The following is a 20940-nucleotide window of genomic DNA, read 5'->3' as shown; positions in this document are numbered from 1 at the left end:
CGAACTCCAGCGCCCCCTCTTTCACCCAGAGGACCTCTGAAGCAGGGGCAGGTAAAGCCCCAGGGCCAAAAGGAGCAAAAGGAGAAGCCCCCCAAAGGCCCACGTGTACCCCAGGCTTCCCACCACCACCCCCACCCCCCACTGCAGGAGGAAGGTGCCGCCGATGCCGAAGAGGTTCACCAAGGTGGTGCCCCGCCCCACCAGGTGGCTTGGCACCAGTTCCCGGGCCTGGGTGAGGGTGAGGATGTTGAAGGCCCCGAAAAAGCCCAGGAGGGCGTAGGCGGGGACGAGGAGCTTTAGGAGAAGGAGGAGGAGGCCCAGGGCGAAGGCCAAGGCGGAAAGGAAAAGTACCCTTGCCGTGCCGAAGCGGTCCGCCAGGTATCCGGAAACCAAAAACCCCAAGACCGCCATCCCCGAGTAGAGGAAAAGGAGGTTGCCCACCGCCACCGCCGAAAGCCCCAGGTGGTAGCCGTAAGCCCCCGCCCAAAGGGTCTGGAGGGCGAGGAAGCTCCCGGCGAAGGCCAGGGCCAGGAAGGCCACCCTTAGAAGCCTTCCGTTCCCCCAGACCTCCCGAAGCCCGCCCGCTCCTCCGGCCTTGGGCCAGGCAATGCCCGGGGGGGTGTTCCGCACCCCCAGGTAGATGGCGAGGGCCACCAAAACCACTCCCAAGGCCCCCAAGAGGAAGACCCCCCGCCAGCCCAACACCTCCTTGAGGAGGGCCAGGGGCGTGGCCGCCAGAAGCCCGCCCGTGGCCCCAAGGCCCACGAGAAGCGTGGACACCGTGGCGTAGTTCTTGGGAAACCAGAGGCTAAAGGCTTTTAGGGCCCCCATGAGGGCCGCCGCCATGCCCACCCCGATGAGGGCCCGGCCTAGGGCCAAGACGGGAAAGCTCGGCGCCAGGGCGAAGACCACGCTCCCCAGAGCCGCCACCAGGAGGAGGGCCGGGGTCACCACCCGGGGCCCCATCCGGTCCAAGAACCCTCCCAAGGGGAGTTGCACGGCGGCGAAGGCCAGGTAGAAGAGGCTCGTCATGAAGCCGAGCTCCGCCGGTCCAAGCCCCAGGTCCTGGGAGAGGTCCTTGGAAAGCACGGCGTTGGCCGAGCGGTAGAAGTAGGAGAGGAAGTAGCCCAAGGTGAAGAGAAAAAACACCCGTAGAGCCATATCACCTCCGGTTTAAGGCTACCCCCAAAAGGATGAGGCCACCCCCCAAAAGCGCCTCCGGCCGTAAGGGCTCGCCCGCTAAGGGCCAGGCGAAGAGGGCCCCGGCCACGGGTTCCAGCATGGCGAGGAGCGTGGCCTCCCGGGCGGGGACCACCCGCACGCCCTGCAGGAAGAGGGCGAAGGGGAGGAGGGTCCCGAAGAGCACCAGGTAGGCCACCCCGCCCCAGTCCTCGAGGCCCAAGGAAAGGAGCCCGGGCAGGTTGAGGAAGAGCGCAGGAAGGGCGAGGAGGCTTCCCACCCCCGTGGCCACCCCCAGGCTCACCAGGGGTGGGGTCTTGAGCCCCTGGGAGGTGGCGGCGTAGAGGGCGAAGGAAAGGGCGGCAAGAAGGCCAAAGGCCACGCCCACGGGGCTACCCTCTAGCCCCTCTCCCCCGGCCACCAGGATGTAGGCCCCGAGGAGGGCCAGGGCTACCCCAAAAAGGGCCCGGGCGGGAAGCCTTTCCCGGCACAGGAGGGCGTAAAGGGTGAGGAGGGCGGGGGCCAGGTACTGGAGGAAGATCCCCGTGGCCACGGTGGTGGCGTGGATGGCCAGGTAGTAAAAGGCCTGGGCCCCGGAAAGGGCGAACCCCACGCCCAGGAGGCGGCGCCTTTCCTCGGGCCTTGGGGGGTAGCGGAGGACGAGGGGAAGGAGGAGGAGAAAGCTTAGGAGAAAGCGCAAGGGGATGAGGAGCCCTGGGGGGATACCCTCCATGAACCGCCCGGCCAAGGCGCCCCCCAGGCCCCAAAGGAGGGCGGCCAAGACCACGAAAATCACCGCCTACCTCCCACCACGGCGAGGCCCACGCCGAGGAGAAGGACCAAGGCCCCAAGGAGCACAGGTAGCCCAGGGAGCTCCCCGAAGAGCAGGAAGGCGAGGAGGCTTGCCCCCACCGGCTCAAAGAGGATGGCCAGGGTGACGAGAACCGGGGGGATGTGCCGCGTGGCCCAGTTGAAGCTGGTGTGCCCCACGAGTTGCGGGAGGAGGGCCATGAGGAGGAGGTAGCCGTAGACGGCCAGGGGGTACCCCCCGTACCCGCCCCCGAAGAGGTAGGGGAGGGGAAGGAGGACCAAAGCCGCCGTGGTGTAGGCGACCCGGATGTATTCCAGGGTGGAGAGCCCCCGCCTTTGGGCTTCCCGACCCAGGAGGAAGTAAAAGGAAACCGTCACCGCCCCCAAGACCGCCAAGAGGTCCCCGAGGAGGGGGTTTTTCCCTCCTCCTCCCTCCGCATCCCCAAGCCCGATGCATAGCCCCCCCACGAGGGCCACGGCCACCCCGAGGAGGGTGGTGCCGGAGGGCTTTTCCCCAAAGAAAAGCCAGCCGAAGAGGGTGACCCAGACGGGGTTGGTGGTGACCAAAGCGGTGCTGGCGGCCACGGAGGTGTAGGAAAGCGAAGTGATCCAGAAGGCGAAGTGGAGGGCCAAGAAGACCCCGGCGGCCACGGCGAAGGGAAGGCCCTTGCGGGAGGAGAGGGGCTTAAACCACCCTGGGGCGAGGAGGAGGGCGGCGAGGCCCAGGCGCCCGGCGCTCATCACCAGGCTGAAGGCGAGGCTTCGGTCCCCCGAGGCCTCGAGGCTCAGGCGCACCAGGATGCTGCCGAAGCTGATGGCCAGGATGCCCAGGAGGAGGACGGCGAGGATTTGGGGCCTCGAGGGGCGCATGCCGGTATTCTTCCACGGAAGCGGGGTTCTTGCGAAGGGGTTTTCCCTCTTGCGGGGTGTTTTGGCCGCGGGTTTGGGCGGTGTAGACCCTTTTTTGGGGTGGTGTAAAGGGGGGCCTCCGCTTGGGACAGGCGTCCTTACCCGTGCTGGTATACTTCCCCCGAAGGAGGTCCTATGGTGACCGTAGCGGTTCCCAAGGAACGGGCTCCGGGAGAGCGAAGGGTAGCCCTGGTGCCCGAGGTGGTGGCCCGCCTGGTCAAGGGGGGCGCCCGGGTGCGGGTGGAACGGGGCGCCGGGGAAGGCGCCTATTACCCGGACGCCGCTTACCAAGAGGCGGGGGCGGAGGTGGTGGAGCGAGGCGAGCTCTTAAAGGGCGCCAACCTCCTCTTCACCGTTCAGCCGCCCCCGGAAGACCTCATCGGGGCGCTGGAGCCTGGGGCGATTGTGGTGGGCTTTGTCCAGGCCCACAAGAACCCCGAGCTGGTGCGGGCGCTTGCCGCCAAAAAGGCCACGGTGATCGCCATGGAGCTCATCCCCCGCATCACCCGGGCCCAGAGCATGGACGCCCTCTCCAGCCAGGCCACGGTGGCGGGCTACCTGGCGGCGGTCCACGCAGCTCGGCTTTCTCCCCGCTTCTTCCCCATGCTCACCACGGCGGCGGGCACCATCCGCCCGGCCAAGGTGATGGTCATGGGGGTGGGGGTGGCGGGGCTCATGGCCATCGCCACCGCCAAGCGTTTGGGCGCCCAGGTCTTCGCCTACGACGTGCGCAAGGCGGCGGTGGAGCAGGCGGTCTCCTTGGGGGCCAAGCCCATTGAGCTTCCCATTAGCGCCGAGGGGGAGGGCGGCTACGCCCGGGAGCTCACCGAGGAGGAGAAGCGCATCCAGCACGAGGCCTTGCGGGAGCACGTGGCGGGCATGGACGTCCTCATCACCACCGCCCAGGTGCCGGGCCGCCGCGCCCCCATCCTCCTCACCGAGGACATGATGGAAAGGCTCAAGCCCGGCACCGTGGTGGTGGACCTGGCGGCCGAGAGCGGGGGCAACTGCGTCCTCACCAAGCCGGGGGAGGTGGTGGAGGTGAAGGGGGTGCGGATCTATGGCCCCTTGAACCTCCCGAGCGAGCTTTCCGTGCACGCTTCGGAGATGTACGCCAAGAACCTCCTCAACCTCTCCAGCCTCCTTATTGAAAAGGGCGAGTTCGCCCCCAAGTGGGAGGACGAGATCATCCAAGGAGCGCTTCTGATGAGGGAAGGGGAGATCCTGCACGGGCCCACCAAGGCCCTTCTGGGAGGTGCGTGATGGAGTTCGGCTTCTGGTCGGCCCTTTACATCTTCGTGCTCACGGCCTTCTTGGGCTACGAGCTCATCACCCGGGTTCCGGTGATCCTCCACACCCCCCTCATGTCCGGGTCCAACTTCATCCACGGGGTGGTGGTGGTGGGGGCCATGGTGGTCCTGGGGCATGCGGAAACCGGCTTGGAAAAGCTCATCGGTTTCCTGGGCGTGGTCCTAGGGGCAGCCAACGCCGCCGGGGGGTACGCCGTCACCGTGCGTATGCTGGAGATGTTTGAGAAAAAGCCCGGCAAGGGGGGTGGTCAGTAATGGACCTCATCCAGGCAGCGTACTTCGTGGTGGCCATCCTCTTCATCGTGGGCCTGAAGCGCATGGCCCACCCCACCACCGCCAAAAGCGGCATCGTCTGGGCGGGCTGGGGCATGGTGCTGGCCGTTTTGGCCACCTTCTTCTGGCCGGAGATGGGGAACTTCGGCCTCATGCTCCTGGCCTTGGCGCTGGGCTCGGTGGTGGCCTGGTGGGCGGCGGTGAAGGTGGCCATGACGGACATGCCCCAGATGGTGGCCATTTACAACGGCATGGGCGGGGGTGCCGCCGCCACCATCGCCGCGGTGGAGCTCCTGAAGGGGGCCTTTGAGAACCCTGGGCTCATGGCCCTGGCCATCCTGGGCGGGCTCATCGGCTCGGTGGCCTTCACGGGGAGCCTCATCGCCTTCGCCAAGCTCCAGGGCCTCATGCGAAGCCGCCCCATCCTCTTCCCGGGGCAGAAGGTGGTGAACGCCCTGGTCCTTCTGGTCACGGTGGTCTTGGGCTTCTCCCTCCTTTGGAACGACCCCACCCTTAGCATCGTCCTCTTCTTCCTCCTCGCCCTCCTTTTTGGCGTGCTCATGACGCTTCCCATCGGCGGCGGGGACATGCCCGTGGCCATCTCCTTCTACAACGCCTTTACCGGTATGGCCGTGGGCTTTGAGGGCTTCGCCGTGGGGAACCCGGCCCTCATGGTGGCCGGCACCCTGGTGGGGGCGGCGGGTACTCTCCTCACCGTGCTCATGGCCCGGGCCATGAACCGCTCGGTGTGGAGCGTCCTGGTGGGCGGCTTTGGCGTGGAGCAGGAGGCGGGGGAAGTCAAGGGGAGCCTGAAGCCCATTGACGTGGAGGACGCCGCCGTGATGCTGGCCTACGCCAACAAGGTGGTCTTCGTGCCCGGGTACGGCATGGCCCTCTCCCAGGCCCAGCACAAGGTGAAGGAGCTCGCCGACCTCTTGGAAAGCCGGGGCGTGGAGGTGAAGTTCGCCATTCACCCCGTGGCGGGCCGGATGCCGGGGCACATGAACGTCCTCCTGGCGGAGGCGGGGGTGGACTACGACAAGCTCAAGGACCTGGAGGAGATCAACCCCGAGTTCCCCACCGTGGACGTGGCGGTGGTCATCGGGGCCAACGACGTGGTGAACCCCGCCGCTCGCCGTCCGGGGAGCCCCCTCTACGGCATGCCCATCCTGGACGTGGACAAGGCCAAGAACGTCATCGTCATCAAGCGGGGGCAGGGGAAGGGCTTCGCCGGGGTGGAAAACGAGCTCTTCTACGCCGACAACACCCGCATGCTCTACGGGGACGCCCAACAGGTTCTGACCCAGCTCACCCAGGCCCTGAAGAAGCTCTAGCGCCAGAAGAGCCTGCCCCGGGGTTTCCCCGGGGCAGGCGTTTTAGGCCAAGAGGAGCACGGGGTTTTCCAGGTAAAGGGCCACCCTTTCCAAAAGCTTCCGGGCCACGGGGGCTTCCAGGCCCGAGGCGGCGAGGACCCCTTCCGGGGAGAGGAAAAGGCTTGGGCGGCCCGTGTGGACCTCCTCTTCCCCGGCGAAGCAGAGGAGGCCCTCCCCCTCTTCGCCCCCTTCCTGGCGGAAAAGGGCGAGGAAGCCGCCTAGGGGCTTCACGCCATAGACCCTTTCCCCCTCCGCATGGCCCCGCAGGGCCCGCAAGGGAAGTTCCAGCTCCGCCAAGGCCCTTTCCGCACCCCTAAGGAGGAAGGGCAAGGGGTTTTGGGGTACCCCGTGGATGCGGGCGAAGGCCTCGAGGGCTCCCTTTAGGGGGGCGGGGTCAAACCGGCGGCGGTAGACCTTGAGGAGGGTGGGCGTTGCCGGGGTGGGGGCCATTGGGGCGGCCACGCCGGGGGTTGGGGTGGGGATGGGGGTTAGGGGAGGGGGTGCGGGCGTGGGCTCGGGGGGAGGCGGGGTGGTTTCCTCGGCCAGGAAGTCCTCCTCCGCCAAAAGCGTTTCGGGAAGGGGCTCTTCCTCGGCGAGGAGGGCGGCGAGCTCCTCCACCGGGGTGGTTTCCGCCGGCCCCGCCGGGGAGGGCTCCTCGGCCAGGAGGGCTTCCAATTCCTCGTCCAGGGGGCTTGGCGTAGGGGGTTCTAGGGCCTCCTCCGGGAGGGGGGCCAGGTCCTCTTCGGGAACCGGGGGCGGGGGCTCCTCTGCCAGAAGGACCTCGTCCTCCAGGTCTAGCTCCAGGTCCATCTCCTCCAGGACCGGCTCCAAGTCTAGGGCCTCCTCTTCCAACTCTTCCAACTGCACCGTGGGGGTTTTGGGGGGCTCGGGGAGGAGCTCCGAGAGGTCCACCCCCTCCTTCCCCAGGGCCTCCTGGGCCCGCCTTAGGTCTTCCTCCGGCAAGACGGGGGGCGGCTCCTCCGGCATGGGGGGCAGGTCCACCTCTCCCGCCATCACCTTGGCCAAAAAGGCCAGGATATCCCGCTCCACGATGGTGCCCTCGGGGCCCGTGCCTTGAAGGCGGCGCCAGTCAATGCCGTTTTCCTCGGCGAGCCGCCTTGCCAGGGGCGTGATCTTGGGTTCTTCCATCTTGGCCCTATGATAGCAGGGTGGAGGCGCGTTTTGCCGAGCTTTTGGCCGGGTACTGCCTCGAGGCGGGCCCCGGCGAGACCGTCCTGGTGGAGGCGGAAACCCCGGCCCTTCCCCTCATCCCCCACCTGAAGCGGGCCCTCCTCGCCCGGGGGGCCTACCCCCTTTTCCGCCTGGCCTACCCCGGGGAGGAGCGGGACTTCCTCCTCCATGGGGGAGCGTGGCTGGAGAGGATCCCCGAGGCCGAATGGGCCCTCTACGAGAAGGCGGACAAGTTCTTGCGGGTCCTTTCGGCGGAAAACCCCCTGGAGGGGGCCGGCTTGGACCCCGAGCTTGCTTTGCGCCAAAGGCGGGCCTGGCGGCCCTTGCAGGAGATGCGCCTGAGGAAGCGCTGGACCCTCACCCTCTACCCCACCGTGGGCTACGCCGTGGGGGCGGGGATGGGCACGGAGGCGTTTAGGGCTTACCTGGAAAGGGCGCTTTTCCTGGACCAGGAGGACCCCATCGCCGCCTGGAAAGCCCTTTCCCGCTTCCAGGAGGCCCTCATCCGGAGGCTTTCCCAGGGGAAAGAGCTCCGCATCCTGGCCCCGGGCACGGACCTTACCCTTTCCGTGGCGGGGAGGGTGTGGGTGAACTCCGACGGGAAGCGGAACATGCCCTCGGGGGAGGTCTTCACGGGCCCGGTGGAGGATAGCGCCCAAGGGGAGGTGCGCTTCAACCTCCCCGCTTTCGTGGGGGGCAGGCGGGTGGAAGGGGTCTACCTCCGCTTTGAGGAGGGGCGGGTGGTGGAGGCCCGGGCGGCGGTGGGGGAGGACTACCTGCTCCGCGCCCTGGACACGGACGAGGGGGCCAGGCGGCTTGGGGAGGTGGGGATCGGCACCAACTTCGGCCTCACCCGGCCCACGGGCCTCATCCTCTTGGACGAGAAGATGGGGGGCACGGTCCACCTGGCCTTGGGCCAAAGCTACCCGGAAACGGGCGGGAAGAACCAAAGCGCCCTCCACTGGGACCTGGTGCTTTCCCTGAAGGAAGGCAAACTCCTTCTGGACGGCAAGCCTCTTCTTTCCGAAGGCCGCTTCCTGGAGGGCTAGAGGTCCTTGCGTTCAAAGATGAGGGCCGCCAGGAAGGCGAAGCCCAGGGTGTAGATGAAAAGGAGGGAAAGCCCAAGCCCCGCCGCCTCGGGCCTTAGGTGGAGGTCCAGGTAGGTGGTGAGGAGGAAGGGCGTTAGGGCGGGAAAGGCCACGAGGAGGCGCATGAGGAGGAGGGTGGCCACCGCCGCCAGGGCGCTTGCGGTGGTGGAGAGGAAAAGCGTCCCGTAGAGAAGGGCCAAAGCGGCGAGGGGCACGAGCACCGCCCCCGCCAGGAGGTGCGCCCTTAGGAGCTCCGCTAGGGCTTTCCCTGGGGCCAGGAGCCCCACCCCGGCGAAGCCCCCTTCCCCGAGGCCCGTGCCGCCGAAGAAGGGGCCAAGCCCGTGGGGCAGGCCGGCGAGGAGGCTTCCCAGGAAACTGGCCCCAAGGAGCACGAAAGGGTAAAGGAGCGTGGCGAAAAGCTTGCTCAAGAGGAGGAGGCTTCGGGGAAGGGGTCTTAGGAGGAGGGTCTTTAGGGTGCCTTGGGCCACCTCGCTCCCCAAGGACTCGCTCGCCGCCATGACCACCAGGAAAGGGAAGAGGAACTCCATCCCGGCGAGGAGGCTTAGGGACACCACCTGCCACCCCGAGGCCAGGACGAGGCCGTAGACCTCCTTGAGCCCGGGGGCCAGGGCCCAGAGGAAGGGGAGGAGGAAGGCGAAGAGGAGCCCCAGGGCCACGGAGCGCAAGCGGAAGAGCTTATAGAGTTCAAAGAAGAAGAGCCTAAGCATGCTTCACCCTCTCCTGGTAGTAGGTGAGGAGGTCAAACCGCTCGGGGTGAAGGGCCTTCACCCGGTAGCCCTCTTGGAGGAGGGCCTTTAACGCCGCTTCCGGGTTCCCCTCAAAGAGGATGGCCCCTCCCTGGAGCCGGGCCTGGGCCACCTGGGGGAGGGTTTTGAGGAGGGCCAGGGCCCCTTCCGGGGGGTGGGCCTCGAGGCGGTACACTTCCCGCCCGGAAAGCGCCACCTCGTCCAAAAGCCTTCCCCCGCCCAGGATCCCCACCTTGTGGGCGTACTGGCTCACCTCCTGCAGGTGGTGGGTGGAAAGGAGGACCGCCACCCCTTCCCGGGAGAGCTCCCTTAAGAGCCCATGGACCAGCTCCACCCCCTCGGGGTCCAGGCCGCTCGTGGGCTCGTCCAGGACCAGGACCTTGGGCCGGTGGAGGATGGCCGCCGCCAGGCCCAGGCGCTGCCGCTGCCCTAGGGAGTAGCTCCCCACCTTCTGGTCCGCCACTGCCAGGAGCTTTAGACGGGCCAGCACCTCGCCGATGCGGCTTTCCTCCTTAACCCCGGCCAAGTAGGCCTGCAAGCGGAGGTTTTCCCGCCCCGTGAGGTAGGGGTAGAAGGCCGCCGGGGCCTCCACCACTGCTCCCAGGTAGCGCCTGGCCGAGGGGTTCTTGTGCACGTCCTCCCCCAGGAGGAACGTCTGGCCTTCCGTGGGGAAGGCCAGGCCCGTCACCAGGCGGATCAAGGTGGTCTTGCCCGAGCCGTTGGGGCCCGCCAGGGCGTAGACCTCCCCCGGGGCCACCTTCAGGCTCACCCCTTGCAGCACGGGTTTGCGGCCGTAGCGCTTGCCCACGCCCTCTAGCCTCAGGGCTTCCATGGGTGCTATACTACCCAAGCCCCCGGTCCAGCGCGGCGGACCGGGCGTGAACCGGGTCAGGTCCGGAAGGAAGCAGCCCTAAGCGCCACGGTCCGGGTGCCGCTGGGTAGCCGGGGGCAATTTATCCACAGGGTTATCCACAGGGCTTCTGCGCCCTTGGCCAGAGGTTTTCGCGAAAAAGCGCCCTCCAGAAGGGCGCTTTCCCTTACACCCCGGGTTTTGGGGCCAACCGGGCGATGCCCTTTTCCACAAGGCGGCGCACCTCCTCTGGGGTGAAGCCCGCCTCCAGGAGGACGGCCTCCGTGTGCTCCCCAAGAAGGGGCGGGGGCGAAGGGGGGCTTGCGGGGGTGCGGGAGAGGAAGCGCAAGGGGTTGGCCAGGGTGGGGAGGGCTCCCAAAAGGGGGTGTTCCAGGGTCCAGACCGCTCCCCGCGCCTCCGCCTGGGGGTCCTGGAAGGCCTCCGAAAGGTCGTTCACCGGGGCGGCGGGGACGCCCGCTTCCTGGAGGCGCTTAAGCCAGTGGGCCCTGGGCTTGGTCTTGAGGACCTGGGTGATGGCCTCCACCACCTCTTCCCGGTGCGTTACCCGCTCGGGGTTGGTGGGGAAGCGCTCCTGGAGCTCGGGAAGCCCCAGGACCTGGCAGAGCCTCCCAAACTGCTCGTCGTTTCCCACGGCCAAGACGAGCCAACCGTCCTCCGCGGGGAAGGCCCCGTAGGGGACGATCTGGGCGTGGGCGTTGCCGAGCCTTTTGGGGGGTTTTCCCGTGAGGAGGTAGCTTTGGCCCAGGTTGGCCAGGGCGAAGAGCCCCACGTCAAAGAGGGAGAGGTCTATGTGCTGGCCCAGGCCGCTCCGTTCCCTTTCCCATAGGGCGGCGAGCACCGCTATGGCCCCCATCATTCCCGTCATCACGTCAATCCAGGCCACCCCCACCTTCATGGGGGGGCCTTGGGGCTCCCCGGTCACGGACATGATGCCGGTGTAGCCCTGGAGGGCGGCGTCGTAACCGGGTTCCTTGGCCCGGGGGCCGGTTTGACCGAAGCCGGTGAGGGAGAGGTAGACGAGGCGGGGGTTTAGGGCGCTTAGGCGGGCGTAATCCAGGCCGTAGCGAGCGAGGTCCCCCGTCTTGAAGTTTTCCACCAGCACGTCGGCTTCCCTGGCCAGGCGCCGCACCGCTTCCTGGCCTTCCGGGTGCTTGAGGTCCAGGGCCACGCTCCTTTTGCCCCGGTTCACCGAGAGGAAGTAGGCGCTTTCCCCCTGGCGGAAGGGAGGGCCCCAGCCTCGGGTTTCATCCCCCCAGGGGGGTTCCACCTTGATGACCTCCGCCCCCAGGTCCGCCAGGATCATGGTGCAAAGGGGCCCCGCAAGCACGCGGGAAAGGTCCAGGACCTTGATGCCGGAAAGGGGTCCCATGGGGGCATCCTAACCCTTTATAGTGGGGGCGTGGGCCGCTTCCTCAAGCACCTTTTCGTCTTCGCCGTCCTCCTTTTCATCGCTCTTCCTTTCCTCTGGATGGCTTACGCCGCCTTCATGCCCAAGGAGGCGGTGTACTCGGGAGAGCTTTTCTCCCGGATTGGTTTCAGCCTGGAAAACGTTGGGGGGCTTGCCAGGGAGGGCTTTTGGAACCGGCTTTTCTTTTCCTTGGGCCTTTCCTCGGGCGTGGTGGCCCTGCAGCTCTTTACCGCCCTTCTGGCCGCTTACGCCCTGAGGGCGGGGCTTGGGCTTCTGCCCTTTTACCTCTTCCTCATGGCGGTGCCGGCGGAGCTCCTTTTGGTGCCGCTTTACGGCATTCTAAAGGGGTTTGGCCTTCTGGACACCTTCTGGGCCCTGGTCTTGCCCTTCGCCGCTAGCCCTTTCGTCATCTACCTGGTCTACCAGGCCATGCGGGGGGTGCCGGAGGAGCTTCTGGAGGCGGCCAGGCTGGACGGGGCGGGGCACAGGGTGCTCCTTTTCCGCATCCTTTTCCCCTTGGTCCGGCCCACCTTGGTGGCGGCGGGGGTGCTCTCCTTCGCCGCCCACTGGAACCTGGTGCTCTACCCCAGGGTGGTGGTTTCGGACCCGAGGTTTTGGACGCTCCAGACCTGGCTTACCGACCTCCAGCGCAAGTACCCCACGGACTGGGGCCTGCTCTCGGCGGCGGCCCTTTTTAGCGTCTTGCCCATCGCCCTTCTGTACCTTCTCTTTGAACGGCGGGTGGTGGCCACCTTTGAGGAGGGGCTCAAGGGCTAGCGCCTATTGCCCTTTTCCGGAAAACCGCTCCCGAAGGGCCCTGAGCCGCTCCCGTACCCGTTCTTCCCAGCCTTCCCCCGTGGCCTCAAAGAGGCGGAGGCCCTCGAGGGCCTCCGGCAGGTAGCGCTGGGCGAAGCTTCCCTCCTTGTCCTCGTGGTAGTAGGCGTAGCCCCGGCCGTGGCCCTGGGTTCGGGCCAGGGCGGTGGGGGCGTTGCGCAGGTTTAGGGGCACGGGGGCCTCGGGATGGGCCTGGGCCGCCTCCTCTGCCCTTTGCCAGGCGGTGTAGAGGCTATTGGACTTGGGGGCCAGGGCCAGGTAGACCGTGGCCTCCACCAAGGCGAGCTCCCCTTCCGGGCTCCCCAAGGCCTCGTAGGCCTCCAGGGCCGCCACCGCCAGGCGGAGGGCGAGGGGGTCCGCCAGGCCCACGTCCTCCGCTGCCACCCGGATGAGGCGGCGGGCCACGTACCGGGGGTCGGCCCCGCCCTTGAGAAGCCTTGCCAGGTAGTAGAGGGCGGCGTCCACGTGGCAACCCCTAAGGCTCTTGTGCAGGGCGGAGATGAGGTCGTAAAACCGGTCCCCTTTGCGGTCCATGGCGAAGCGCTCCGCTCCCAGGGCTTCCCGCACGCTTTCCTGGCTCACCTCGCCGAAGGCGGCGGCGAGCTCTAGGGTGTTCAGGGCGAAACGGGCGTCCCCCCCTGCCGCCTGGGCGAGGAGCCTTAGGGCCTCTTCCTCGTAAGGGATGCCGGGGAGGCCCCGGGGGTCCTCGAGGGCCCGCTTTAGGAGGACGAGGAGGTCTTCTTCGGAGAGGGGGCGCACGGGAAGGAGGCGGAGGCGGGAGCGCAGGGCGGGGGTAAGGAGGAAGGCGGGGTTTTCCGCCGTGGCCCCGATGAGGGTGAGGAGGCCGGACTCCAGGTGGGGGAGGAGGGCGTCCTGCTGGGCCTTGTTGAAGCGGTGGATTTCGTCTAGGAAGAGCACGAGCCCCCCAGCCTCCCGCGCCTTTTCCAGGGCCTGCCGCACCTCCTTAAGCCCTGCCTCCACGGCGGAGAGCCAGAGGAAAGGCTTGCCCACACCCTCTGCCAAGAGGCGGGCCAGGGTGGTCTTGCCCGTGCCTGGGGGGCCGAAGAGGACCATGGAGCTCAGGTGCTTGGCCTCCAGCATCCGCCTAAGGAGGCCCCTTTCCCCCGTGAGGTGGGGCTGGCCCAGGATCTCGTCCAAGTTTCTCGGCCGCAAGCGCTCCGCCAAGGGTTCCACCCTCTCATGCTAAGGCGGGCGTAAGGGGGAGCGTGGTAGCCTTGGAGGGAGCATGCGCTGGCTCTTTTTGCTCCCTTGGCTTCTCTTCCTCCTGGGCCTTTTGCCCCTGGCGCAGGGGGAAGCCTTAGGCCAGGTGGAAAGGGGGCTTGCCCTTTTCGTGGTGGGCCTCCTCCTGGCAGCGGCAGCGAGCCTTTACTCCCGCTTCCCTGTGGGCTTTCGGGTGCAGTTCGCCCTGGTGCTGGGGCTTGGCCTTTTGGCCTCGGCCTTCGCCTTGGAGAGCGCCTGGGCCTTCACCGGGCGGGAGGGCTTCCTTTACACCGCCCTGGCCGGGTCTTTGGGGGTGGCCGCTTTGGGGGCGGCCTTCTTTCTAGGAACGGGGCGGGAGGCTCCCCTTCTTCCCGCCTTGGAAGGGGTGGGGACGCGGGAGGACCTTTTGCGCCTGGCCGGGGCCCTGGAGGGGCTAGCCCTAAGGCGGGAGCTGGTCTTGGTCTACTTTTCCGCCCCCTTGCCCCCGGAGCGCCTGGTAAGGGAGCTTCGCCGGGGGGACCTCGCCTTCCGTCTGGAAGGGGGGTATCTCCTGGTCCTCCAGGGAAGCCGCCCGGAGGACGCCGCCGGACTTCTAAAGCGCCTTAAGGAGCGCTTTCCCTTGGCCGCCTACGCCGTGGAGCGCTGGCGGGGAGGGAGCTTGGAGCGGGTTTTGGCCCGCCTCGAGGCGGAAAGCCTCCTGCAAACCTAGCGGTGTAGCCCTCTCCCGCTTACACCGCCTTCGGGTGTACGGGTTTTGCCTTTAGCGCAAGTCCTCTGGCCTGGCGGCGGGCTACCCTTGAGGCTAAGGAGGTAAGCCATGGAGCAGGCCAAGGAGATTAGCCAAGCGTGGCAGGAGGCGTTGGAAACCTACGGGGAGCGGGACGAGGAGTAAGCTCGGGGGGCTAAGGCCCCCCTTTTCACTTCCCCACCAGGCGCTTGCGCTTGGCGGGGTCTAAAACTTGTTTCCGCAGGCGGAGGCTTTTGGGCGTGACCTCCAGGAGCTCGTCCTCGGCCAAGAACTCCAGGGCCTCCTCCAAAGAGAGCTTCCTGGGCGGGATGAGGCGGATGTTCTCGTCGGACCCGGCCGCCCGGATGTTGGTGAGCTTCTTGGCGGTGGTGACGTTCACCGCGAGGTCGTTCTCCCGCACGTGCTCCCCCACGATCATGCCCACGTAGACCTCGGTGCCGGGCTCAATGAAAAACCGCACCCTTTCCTGCAGGCGGTGGAGGCTATACAGGGTGGCCACCCCGGCCTCCATGGCCACGGCGCTCCCCGTGGTGCGGGTGGGGATGGGGCCGGCTTCGGGCCCGTAGCCGTGGAAGGTGTGGCTCAGGACCCCTTCCCCCCCGGTGAGGGAAAGGAACAGGCTACGGAAGCCAAAGAGGGCCCGGGCGGGGAGGAGGAACTCCGCCCGCACCCTTTCTCCCCCCTCCATGTGCACCATCTCCGCCCGCCTGGTCCCCAGGGCCTCCATGACCGCTCCGAAGCGCTCCTTGGGGGCTTCCACCACCAGAAGCTCGTAGGGCTCGAGGCCGTCCTTGAGGAGGACCCGGGGCTGGCCCACGCTGAACTCGTAGCCTTCCCGGCGCATGGTTTCCAAGAGGATAGCCAGGTGGAGTTCCCCCCGGCCCCGTAGCTCAAACACCTCGGGGGCCACCTCCAAGACCTGCAGGGCCACGTTGGTGCGGAGCTCCCGCTCCAGGCGCTCCTTGAGCTTCTGCCCCGTGACGTACTTCCCCTCCCTTCCGGCGAAGGGGGAGGTGTTGGCGGTGAGGGTGAGGGCCACGGTGGGCTCGTCCACCGCCAAGCGGGGTAGGGGCTCGGGGGCCTCGAGGCTCGCCAGGGTGTCCCCGATCTCCGCCCCTTCCACCCCCGCCAGGGCCACGATGTCCCCGGGAAGGCTTTCCTCCACCTCCACCCGCTCCAGGCCCTGGTGGGTGTAGACCGCCGCCACCTTGGCCAGGACCTGGCCCCCTTCCTTCAGGATGGCCACCGTTTCCCCCTGGCGCACCCGGCCCCGGGCCACCTTGCCCACCGCCACCCGGCCCAGGTAAGGCGAGTGGTCCAGGTTGGCCACCAGGAGCTGGAAAGGGCCTTCCGTCCAGCGGGGCGGGGGGACGTGGTCCAAGATGGTCTGGAAAAGCTCCGCCAGGTCCTCCCGGGGCTCTTCCCGCCAGGCCCTTCCCTCGCGGCCGATGGCGTAGAGGTAGGGGAAGTCCAGTTGTTCCTCGGAGGCGCCCAGCTCCACCATGAGGTCAAAGGTGAGGTTCAAGACCTCGTCGGGGCGGGCCTCCTTCTTGTCCACCTTGTTGAGGACCACGATGGGCTTGAGGCCGGCCTCGAGGGCCTTCCTCAGGACGAAGCGCGTCTGGGGCATGGGGCCCTCGGCGGCGTCCACCAAGAGGAGTACCCCGTCCACCAGGGAAAGGGCCCGCTCCACCTCCCCGCCGAAGTCCGCATGCCCCGGGGTGTCCACGATGTTCACCTTCACCCCGCCCCAGGCCACGGCGGTGTTCTTGGCCAGGATGGTGATCCCCCGCTCCCTTTCCAGGTCAAAGGAGTCCAGGATCCTTTCCCCCTCCTCCTTCTTCAGGGCCTTGGCTTGGCGGAGCATGGCGTCCACCAAGGTGGTTTTGCCGTGGTCCACGTGGGCAATGATGGCAATGTTTCTAATCTCCATGGGCGCACCCAATCCCCCCACTCTACCACGGGAAGGCGCTTAGGATAAGGGCATGGTGGTGGCCACCTTCTCCCTGGTGGCCCGGGACCCGGAAACCGGGGACCTGGGCGTGGCCGTGGCCAGCAAGTTCCTGGCGGTGGGGGCCGTGGTGCCCTTCGCCAGGGCCCAGGTGGGGGCCATCGCCACCCAGTCCTACGCCAACCCCCGCTTCGGGCCCCAGGGCCTGGCCCTCTTGGCGGAGGGGGCGGGCCCGGAAGGGGTCTTGGAGGCCTTCCGCCGCACCGACCCCGACCTGGAAAGGCGGCAGTTCGGCCTGGTGAGCGCCAGGGGGGAGGCCTTAAGCTTCACCGGGGCCCTTTGCCACCCCTGGGCCGGGGGGGTGGTGGGGGAGGGCTTCGCCGCCCAGGGCAACCTCTTGGCGGGCCCCGAGGTGGTGGAGGCCATGGCGGAAACCTTCGCGCGGGAAAAGGCCCTTCCTTTCCCCGAAAGGCTCTTGCGGGCCCTAAAGGCGGGGGAGGCGGCCGGGGGGGATAGGCGGGGCCGGCAGTCCGCCGCCCTTCTGGTGGTGGGGGAGGGGAAGGGGTACGGAGGGCTTTGGGACCGCTACATAGACCTGCGGGTGGACGACCACCCCGAGCCCCTGGCGGAGCTTTCCCGCCTCCTTTCCCTCCACCGCTTGTTCTTTGAAAGGCCCAAGGCCAAGCGCCCCCTGAGGCCGGAGGAGGTGCGCTGGCTCCAAAGAGTGCTTCGGGGGCTTGGCCTTTACGCCGGGGAGGTTCACGGGGTCTTTGACCGGGCGACGGAGGAGGCCTTTTTGGCCCTCATCGGCATGGAGAACCTGGAGGAGCGCTACCAAGGGGGTCCCGAGGTGGACGAGGCCACCTTGGACCACCTCAAGGGGAGGTACGGGTGGAGCTAGGCGCCGGGGGTGTGGTCTTCAACGCTAAGCGGGAGGTGCTTCTCCTAAGGGACCGCATGGGCTTTTGGGTCTTCCCCAAGGGGCACATAGAGGAAGGAGAGAGCCTGGAAGGCGCTGCGGTGCGGGAAGTCCTGGAGGAAACCGGGGTCCAGGCGGTGGTCCTAGGCCCCCTCTACCCCACCCGTTACGTGAACGCCAAGGGGGTGGAACGGGAGGTGCACTGGTTCCTCATGCGGGGGGAGGGGGAGCCCCGGTTGGAAAGGGGCATGAGCGGGGTGGGTTGGTTCGCCCCCGAGGAGGCCCGGGCCCTCCTCTCCTTCCCCGAGGACCTGGGCCTTTTGGAGGTGGCCCTTGAGCGTTTACCGCTTTGAGGACAAGCTCCCCAAGGTCCACCCCACGGCTTTCCTGGCCCCCGGGGCCTATGTGGTGGGGGCGGTGGAGGTGGGGGAGGGGGCTTCCCTTTGGTTTGGCGCCGTGGCCCGGGGGGATTTGGAAAGGGTGGTGGTGGGTCCGGGGACCAACGTGCAGGACGGGGCCATCCTCCACGCCGACCCCGGCTTTCCCTGCCTTCTTGGGCCTTCCGTCACCGTGGGCCACCGGGCGGTGGTCCACGGGGCGGTGGTGGAGGAGGGGGCCTTGATCGGGATGGGGGCCATCGTCCTGAATGGGGCGAGGATTGGGAAAAACGCCGTGGTGGGCGCAGGGGCGGTGGTGCCGGCGGGGATGGAGGTGCCCGAGGGGATGCTGGCCCTGGGCGTCCCGGCCCGGGTGGTGCGCCCTGTGGACCCCCCCGGCAACGCTCCCCGGTACCAGGCCCTGGCCGAGCGCTACCGGAAGGGGCTTTTCCCCGTGGAGCCCCCCAGGCGCTACCGCCTCACCCTAAGGGGCCAGGACGCCCTCAACCCCTTTAGCGAGCTCCACCTGCGGCTTAAGCGGCAGAAGCGGGAAGCCTTGGAGGCTCTGCGCCAGGTGGCGCAGGGGTTTCCCCTAGCCCCGGAGGTGGCCTTGCCCCTCGTGGAGGAGGGCCTTATTGCGCCCGAGTGAGCCCGGGGCCACAAAAGGCGGGGGAAAAGGGGGGCACCATGGAGCGCAAGATGGTGGAGATTGAAGAAACCGGGCTTTCCTTTGAAACCGAACTAGACCTAGAGCGCCTCAAAGGCTTGGCGGCGGACTGGCTCCAGGCCATCGGCGAAGACCCCAACCGGGAAGGGCTTTTGAAGACCCCGGAGCGGGTGGCCAAGGCCTGGGCCTTCCTCACCCGGGGCTACCGCCAGGACCTAAAGGAGGTGGTCAACGGGGCCGTCTTTCAGGCGGAGGGAAGCGAGATGGTGGTGGTGAAGGGGATAGAGTTCTACTCCCTCTGCGAGCACCACCTCCTTCCCTTCTTCGGCCAGGTGCACATCGGCTACATCCCCAACGGCAAGATCCTGGGCCTTTCCAAGTTCGCCCGCATCGTGGACCTCTTCGCCCGCCGCCTCCAGGTGCAGGAGCGCCTGGCGGTCCAGATCGCCGAGGCCATCCAGGAGGTCCTCGAGCCCCAGGGGGTAGGGGTGGTGGTGGAGGGGGTCCACCTCTGCATGATGATGCGGGGGGTGGAGAAACAGCACTCCCGCACCGTCACGAGCGCCATGCTCGGCGTCTTTCGGGAAAGCCAGAAGACGCGGGAGGAGTTTTTGAGCCATCTGCGCTAGGGGTCTAGCGTCGCCAGAACTGGCCTAGGAGGTGGAGGAGGAGGGTGAGGAGAAGGGAAAGCAGGAGGGCCGAGGTGATGGGGATGTATACCCTTAGGCCCTCCCGCTCTATGCGGATATCCCCCGGCAGGTGGCCGAACCAGGCGAAGAGCTTGGGAAAGTAGAGGAGAAGAAGCCCTAAGAGGAGGAGGAAGAGCCCCAGGTAAACGAGCGCCTTACCCAGTTCCATCCCGCACCTCCAGGTAAGCGGTGAGGGCGGCCCCGAGGAGGCCGGCCTCACCCCCGAGCTTGGCCTTGCGCAAGGGGGGCACCTCCCAGCCCGCCAGGTAGTGGCGGTAGGCGGATTCCAGGGCCTCCCAGTAGCCTTCCGGAGCGTTCAGGGCAAGCCCTCCGCCCACCACCACCGCACCCGGGTCAAAGGCCTTGACCAGGCTGGCCAGGCCCAGGCCCACGTAACGGGCCGCCTGGAGGAGGATGCGCCGCGCTTTGGGGTCGCCTTCTTGGAAGAGGGCGAAGAGCTCCTGGTTGCTGAGGGGGCGGTGGTAGGCGTAGCCGGCTTCCCGCTCCAGGGCCCGCCCGGCGGCCAGGGCCTCCAGGCACCCTTCTAGCCCGCAGCCGCACACCGGCCCCCCCGGGAGCAGGGTGATGTGGCCGAGCTCCCCCCCTTGGCCCCTTTCCCCCCTTAGGACCTTTCCCCCGAGGACCACCCCGCCCCCGATGCCGGTGGAGACCGTGAGGTAGAGGGAGCTCCTTTCCCCCTTGGCCGCCCCCAGGTGGTGCTCGGCGAGGGCGGCGGCGTTGGCGTCGTTTTCCAGGTGGACGGGCTTGCCCGTGGCCTCTTTTAGGAGGTCGCGGATGGGGAAGTCCACGAGGCCGGGGATGTTGGGGGTAAAGCGGATCACCCCCTTGCGGAAGTCCAGAGGCCCCGGGGTGCCGAGGCCAATGGCCACCCCTTCCGCTCCCGCCTCCACTTCCGCTTGCCTGGCCGCCTCCGCCAGGGCCCGCACCACCGCCATCCCCCCTTCCTTGGGGGTGGGGAGGATGACCTTGGATAGGAGCTTTTCCCCGTCAAACACCCCGGCGGCGATCTTGGTGCCGCCCAGGTCCAGGCCCACCACCCTCATGGCGCCTCCTCCGCCAGGATGGCCTCGGCCTCGCCCAAAAGGGCCTCGGGCACCCAGAGGGCCACGTCCCCCATGTAGGTGCCCAAGGCGGCCTCGGGGAGGCCGGAGAAGGGGGTTTCCAGGAGGACGGGGATGCCCCGGGCCTCGAGGCGGGCCTTTAGCCCTTCCGCCACCGGGCGGGGGGCGGAAAGGAGCTTGGCGTAAGGGGTTCCGGCTACCGTGCGGCGTTCCATAGGGTCTCCACTAGGCGGGCGTAGGTCTGGCCGGCGGCCTCCACTTGGGAAAGGAGGATGTGCTCCTTGGGGGTGTGGGCCAGGCTGGGGTCCCCCGGGCCCAGGCCCAGGACCGGGGCCCTGGCGCCCAGGTAAGGGGCGTCGGTGGTGAAGGGCCAGAGGCCCGCCCGTTCCTGGCCCAGGGCCCTTAGGGCGGCCTGGAGGAGGGGGTGGTCCTCCGGCAGGCGGTAGGGGGGCCAGAGGGCGGGGATGGCCATCCGCACCTCCCCCGAGGCCCGCTCCTCCTCGGGGATGTAAAGGGAAGCGCTTCCCAAGGTCTTCAGGCGTTCCAAAAGCCCCTCTAGGTCCGCCTCGGGCTCGTAGCGCACGTCCAGGTAAAGCCGCACCACCCCGGGGGTCTGGTTGGTGGCCCCGGGGTAGGTGTCCACCCGGGTGGGGGTGAGCTTGAGGCTTTGGGGCAAGGGGAGCTCCTTGAGGGCGAGGAGGTACTCCCCAAGGTCGTAAAGGGGGTTTTCCCCGGAGGCCAGGGCGGCGTGGGCCTCCTCCCCCTCAAAATCCGCCCAGACCTCGGCCCGGCCCCGGTGCCCCCGCATGAGCCTCCCCCCGGAGGGCTCCCCCAGGATGAAGGCCAAGGGGCTAAGCCGCTGGGCGGCGTAGCGGCTTCCTAAGCCGCCCACCTCCTCCTGCACCACGGCGAGAAAGCGCACCCGCCCCTTCAAGGGCCCTTGGGAAAGGGCCTCCAAGGCCAGGAGCATGGCTACCAGGGCGCCTTTCATGTCCACGGCCCCCCGCCCGTAGAGCCTTTCCCCCACCACCGCCCCCTGGGGGTAGGGCCAGTGGGCCGGGTCGCCCACGGGCACCACGTCCATGTGCCCGGTGAGGACCACCTCGGGCCCCTCCTCCCCCAAAAGGGCCTCCACGTTCCCCGCCTCGTCCAGGGTGGCGGGAAGGCCTAGGGCCTTCAGGGCTTCCAGGAGAAGCCCCGCCACCTCCTCCTCCTTCCCTGGGAGGCTTTCCGCCTGGACGAGGCGGGAGAGGAGCTTCACCCAGTCCACGCC

At 67.8% G+C, this 20940-nt stretch carries 23 protein-coding genes and 1 other RNA gene; 11 read left to right on the top strand and 13 right to left on the bottom strand.

Going from position 1 to position 20940, the window contains the following annotated elements; all coding sequences use genetic code 11:
- Nucleotides 1-21: 21 nt before the first annotated feature.
- Genes LXN00_RS06240 through LXN00_RS06230 form a run of 3 tightly spaced genes read right to left on the bottom strand, consistent with a single transcriptional unit; the run spans nt 22 to nt 2859 of the window.
- Complete coding sequence (locus LXN00_RS06240; RefSeq protein WP_234506374.1) at nt 22-1161, bottom strand: MFS transporter; 1140 nt, start codon at nt 1159-1161, stop codon at nt 22-24.
- 1 nt (nt 1162) lies between these two features.
- Entirely contained in the window at nt 1163-1975 is an 813-nt protein-coding gene (locus LXN00_RS06235; protein WP_234506372.1) for a DMT family transporter, read from the bottom strand.
- A complete protein-coding gene (locus LXN00_RS06230) occupies nt 1972-2859 on the bottom strand; it encodes a DMT family transporter (protein WP_234506368.1) in 888 nt (295 codons plus the stop codon). The genes LXN00_RS06235 and LXN00_RS06230 overlap by 4 nt, the downstream gene beginning before the upstream one ends.
- Nucleotides 2860-3033: 174 nt before the next feature.
- On the opposite strand from LXN00_RS06230, the gene LXN00_RS06225 reads away from it, so the two are divergent.
- Genes LXN00_RS06225 through LXN00_RS06215 form a run of 3 tightly spaced genes read left to right on the top strand, consistent with a single transcriptional unit; the run spans nt 3034 to nt 5815 of the window.
- Entirely contained in the window at nt 3034-4161 is a 1128-nt protein-coding gene (locus LXN00_RS06225) for an NAD(P) transhydrogenase subunit alpha (protein WP_234506365.1), read from the top strand.
- On the top strand, nt 4161-4463 hold the full coding sequence (locus LXN00_RS06220) for a proton-translocating transhydrogenase family protein (RefSeq protein ID WP_234506362.1): 303 nt from the start codon (nt 4161-4163) through the stop codon (nt 4461-4463). The genes LXN00_RS06225 and LXN00_RS06220 overlap by 1 nt, the downstream gene beginning before the upstream one ends.
- Entirely contained in the window at nt 4463-5815 is a 1353-nt protein-coding gene (locus LXN00_RS06215; RefSeq protein ID WP_234506361.1) for an NAD(P)(+) transhydrogenase (Re/Si-specific) subunit beta, read from the top strand. Before LXN00_RS06220 ends, LXN00_RS06215 begins: the two co-directional genes overlap by 1 nt.
- Nucleotides 5816-5857: 42 nt before the next feature.
- On the opposite strand, the gene LXN00_RS06210 is transcribed toward LXN00_RS06215, so the two are convergent.
- Entirely contained in the window at nt 5858-7003 is a 1146-nt protein-coding gene (locus tag LXN00_RS06210) for an E3 binding domain-containing protein (protein ID WP_234506358.1), read from the bottom strand.
- 20 nt (nt 7004-7023) lie between these two features.
- On the opposite strand from LXN00_RS06210, the gene LXN00_RS06205 reads away from it, so the two are divergent.
- Nucleotides 7024-8094 carry an aminopeptidase gene (locus tag LXN00_RS06205; protein WP_234506355.1) on the top strand — a complete coding sequence of 357 codons (1071 nt, stop codon included), beginning with the start codon at nt 7024-7026 and terminating at the stop codon, nt 8092-8094.
- On the opposite strand, the gene LXN00_RS06200 is transcribed toward LXN00_RS06205, so the two are convergent.
- Both LXN00_RS06200 and LXN00_RS06195 read right to left on the bottom strand, forming a co-directional pair.
- Nucleotides 8091-8861 (bottom strand): ABC transporter permease, encoded by a 771-nt coding sequence (locus tag LXN00_RS06200; protein ID WP_234506351.1) that lies wholly within the window; start codon nt 8859-8861, stop codon nt 8091-8093. The genes LXN00_RS06205 and LXN00_RS06200 overlap by 4 nt on opposite strands.
- Nucleotides 8854-9732, bottom strand: coding sequence for an ABC transporter ATP-binding protein (locus LXN00_RS06195; RefSeq protein ID WP_234506348.1), 879 nt, complete (start codon nt 9730-9732; stop codon nt 8854-8856). The genes LXN00_RS06200 and LXN00_RS06195 overlap by 8 nt, the downstream gene beginning before the upstream one ends.
- 19 nt (nt 9733-9751) lie before the next feature.
- On the opposite strand from LXN00_RS06195, the gene ffs reads away from it, so the two are divergent.
- Nucleotides 9752-9852, top strand: an RNA gene (gene ffs, locus LXN00_RS06190) — signal recognition particle sRNA small type.
- 85 nt (nt 9853-9937) lie between these two features.
- Here the strand turns inward: ffs and LXN00_RS06185 are convergent.
- Nucleotides 9938-11140 carry a CaiB/BaiF CoA transferase family protein gene (locus LXN00_RS06185; protein WP_234506342.1) on the bottom strand — a complete coding sequence of 401 codons (1203 nt, stop codon included), beginning with the start codon at nt 11138-11140 and terminating at the stop codon, nt 9938-9940.
- A 30-nt stretch (nt 11141-11170) separates the two neighbouring features.
- Here LXN00_RS06185 and LXN00_RS06180 point away from each other — a divergent pair, with 30 nt between their 5' ends.
- Nucleotides 11171-11956: a carbohydrate ABC transporter permease gene (locus LXN00_RS06180; protein WP_234506341.1), complete on the top strand. Its 786-nt coding sequence runs from the start codon at nt 11171-11173 to the stop codon at nt 11954-11956.
- Nucleotides 11957-11959: 3 nt separating this feature from the next.
- On the opposite strand, the gene LXN00_RS06175 is transcribed toward LXN00_RS06180, so the two are convergent.
- Nucleotides 11960-13207, bottom strand: coding sequence for a replication-associated recombination protein A (locus LXN00_RS06175; RefSeq protein WP_234506338.1), 1248 nt, complete (start codon nt 13205-13207; stop codon nt 11960-11962).
- A 52-nt stretch (nt 13208-13259) separates the two neighbouring features.
- Here LXN00_RS06175 and LXN00_RS06170 point away from each other — a divergent pair, with 52 nt between their 5' ends.
- Nucleotides 13260-13943, top strand: coding sequence for a hypothetical protein (locus LXN00_RS06170; RefSeq protein ID WP_234506336.1), 684 nt, complete (start codon nt 13260-13262; stop codon nt 13941-13943).
- A gap of 208 nt (nt 13944-14151) precedes the next feature.
- Here LXN00_RS06170 and typA read toward each other — a convergent pair whose 3' ends face one another.
- Nucleotides 14152-15915, bottom strand: coding sequence for a translational GTPase TypA (typA, locus tag LXN00_RS06165; RefSeq protein ID WP_234506332.1), 1764 nt, complete (start codon nt 15913-15915; stop codon nt 14152-14154).
- 52 nt (nt 15916-15967) lie between these two features.
- Between typA and LXN00_RS06160 the strand changes: the two genes are divergently transcribed.
- Genes LXN00_RS06160 through folE form a run of 4 tightly spaced genes read left to right on the top strand, consistent with a single transcriptional unit; the run spans nt 15968 to nt 18525 of the window.
- Entirely contained in the window at nt 15968-16834 is an 867-nt protein-coding gene (locus LXN00_RS06160) for a DUF1028 domain-containing protein (RefSeq protein WP_234506327.1), read from the top strand.
- Entirely contained in the window at nt 16825-17205 is a 381-nt protein-coding gene (locus LXN00_RS06155) for an NUDIX hydrolase (protein ID WP_234506325.1), read from the top strand. Before LXN00_RS06160 ends, LXN00_RS06155 begins: the two co-directional genes overlap by 10 nt.
- Nucleotides 17186-17878, top strand: a complete 693-nt coding sequence (locus LXN00_RS06150) for a gamma carbonic anhydrase family protein (protein ID WP_234506322.1) — start codon at nt 17186-17188, stop codon at nt 17876-17878. The genes LXN00_RS06155 and LXN00_RS06150 overlap by 20 nt, the downstream gene beginning before the upstream one ends.
- A 38-nt stretch (nt 17879-17916) precedes the next feature.
- Nucleotides 17917-18525 (top strand): GTP cyclohydrolase I FolE, encoded by a 609-nt coding sequence (gene folE / locus LXN00_RS06145; protein ID WP_234506319.1) that lies wholly within the window; start codon nt 17917-17919, stop codon nt 18523-18525.
- A gap of 4 nt (nt 18526-18529) precedes the next feature.
- Here the strand turns inward: folE and LXN00_RS06140 are convergent, their stop codons facing one another.
- From LXN00_RS06140 to LXN00_RS06125, 4 genes are read right to left on the bottom strand one after another with little or no spacing between them, the layout of a single operon-like run.
- Nucleotides 18530-18754 carry a DUF2905 domain-containing protein gene (locus tag LXN00_RS06140; RefSeq protein ID WP_234506316.1) on the bottom strand — a complete coding sequence of 75 codons (225 nt, stop codon included), beginning with the start codon at nt 18752-18754 and terminating at the stop codon, nt 18530-18532.
- Nucleotides 18741-19649: a glucokinase gene (locus LXN00_RS06135; RefSeq protein WP_234506313.1), complete on the bottom strand. Its 909-nt coding sequence runs from the start codon at nt 19647-19649 to the stop codon at nt 18741-18743. Before LXN00_RS06135 ends, LXN00_RS06140 begins: the two co-directional genes overlap by 14 nt.
- Entirely contained in the window at nt 19646-19882 is a 237-nt protein-coding gene (locus LXN00_RS06130; RefSeq protein ID WP_234506310.1) for a hypothetical protein, read from the bottom strand. The genes LXN00_RS06135 and LXN00_RS06130 overlap by 4 nt, the downstream gene beginning before the upstream one ends.
- Nucleotides 19864-20937 carry a M20 family metallopeptidase gene (locus tag LXN00_RS06125; RefSeq protein ID WP_234506307.1) on the bottom strand — a complete coding sequence of 358 codons (1074 nt, stop codon included), beginning with the start codon at nt 20935-20937 and terminating at the stop codon, nt 19864-19866. Before LXN00_RS06125 ends, LXN00_RS06130 begins: the two co-directional genes overlap by 19 nt.
- Nucleotides 20938-20940 lie beyond the last annotated feature (3 nt).

The organism is Thermus brockianus (genome assembly GCF_021462505.1).
Taxonomy (GTDB): domain Bacteria; phylum Deinococcota; class Deinococci; order Deinococcales; family Thermaceae; genus Thermus; species Thermus hydrothermalis.
Note: the sequence above shows the minus strand (reverse complement) of the source record. Positions and strands in the feature narration are given on the sequence as shown.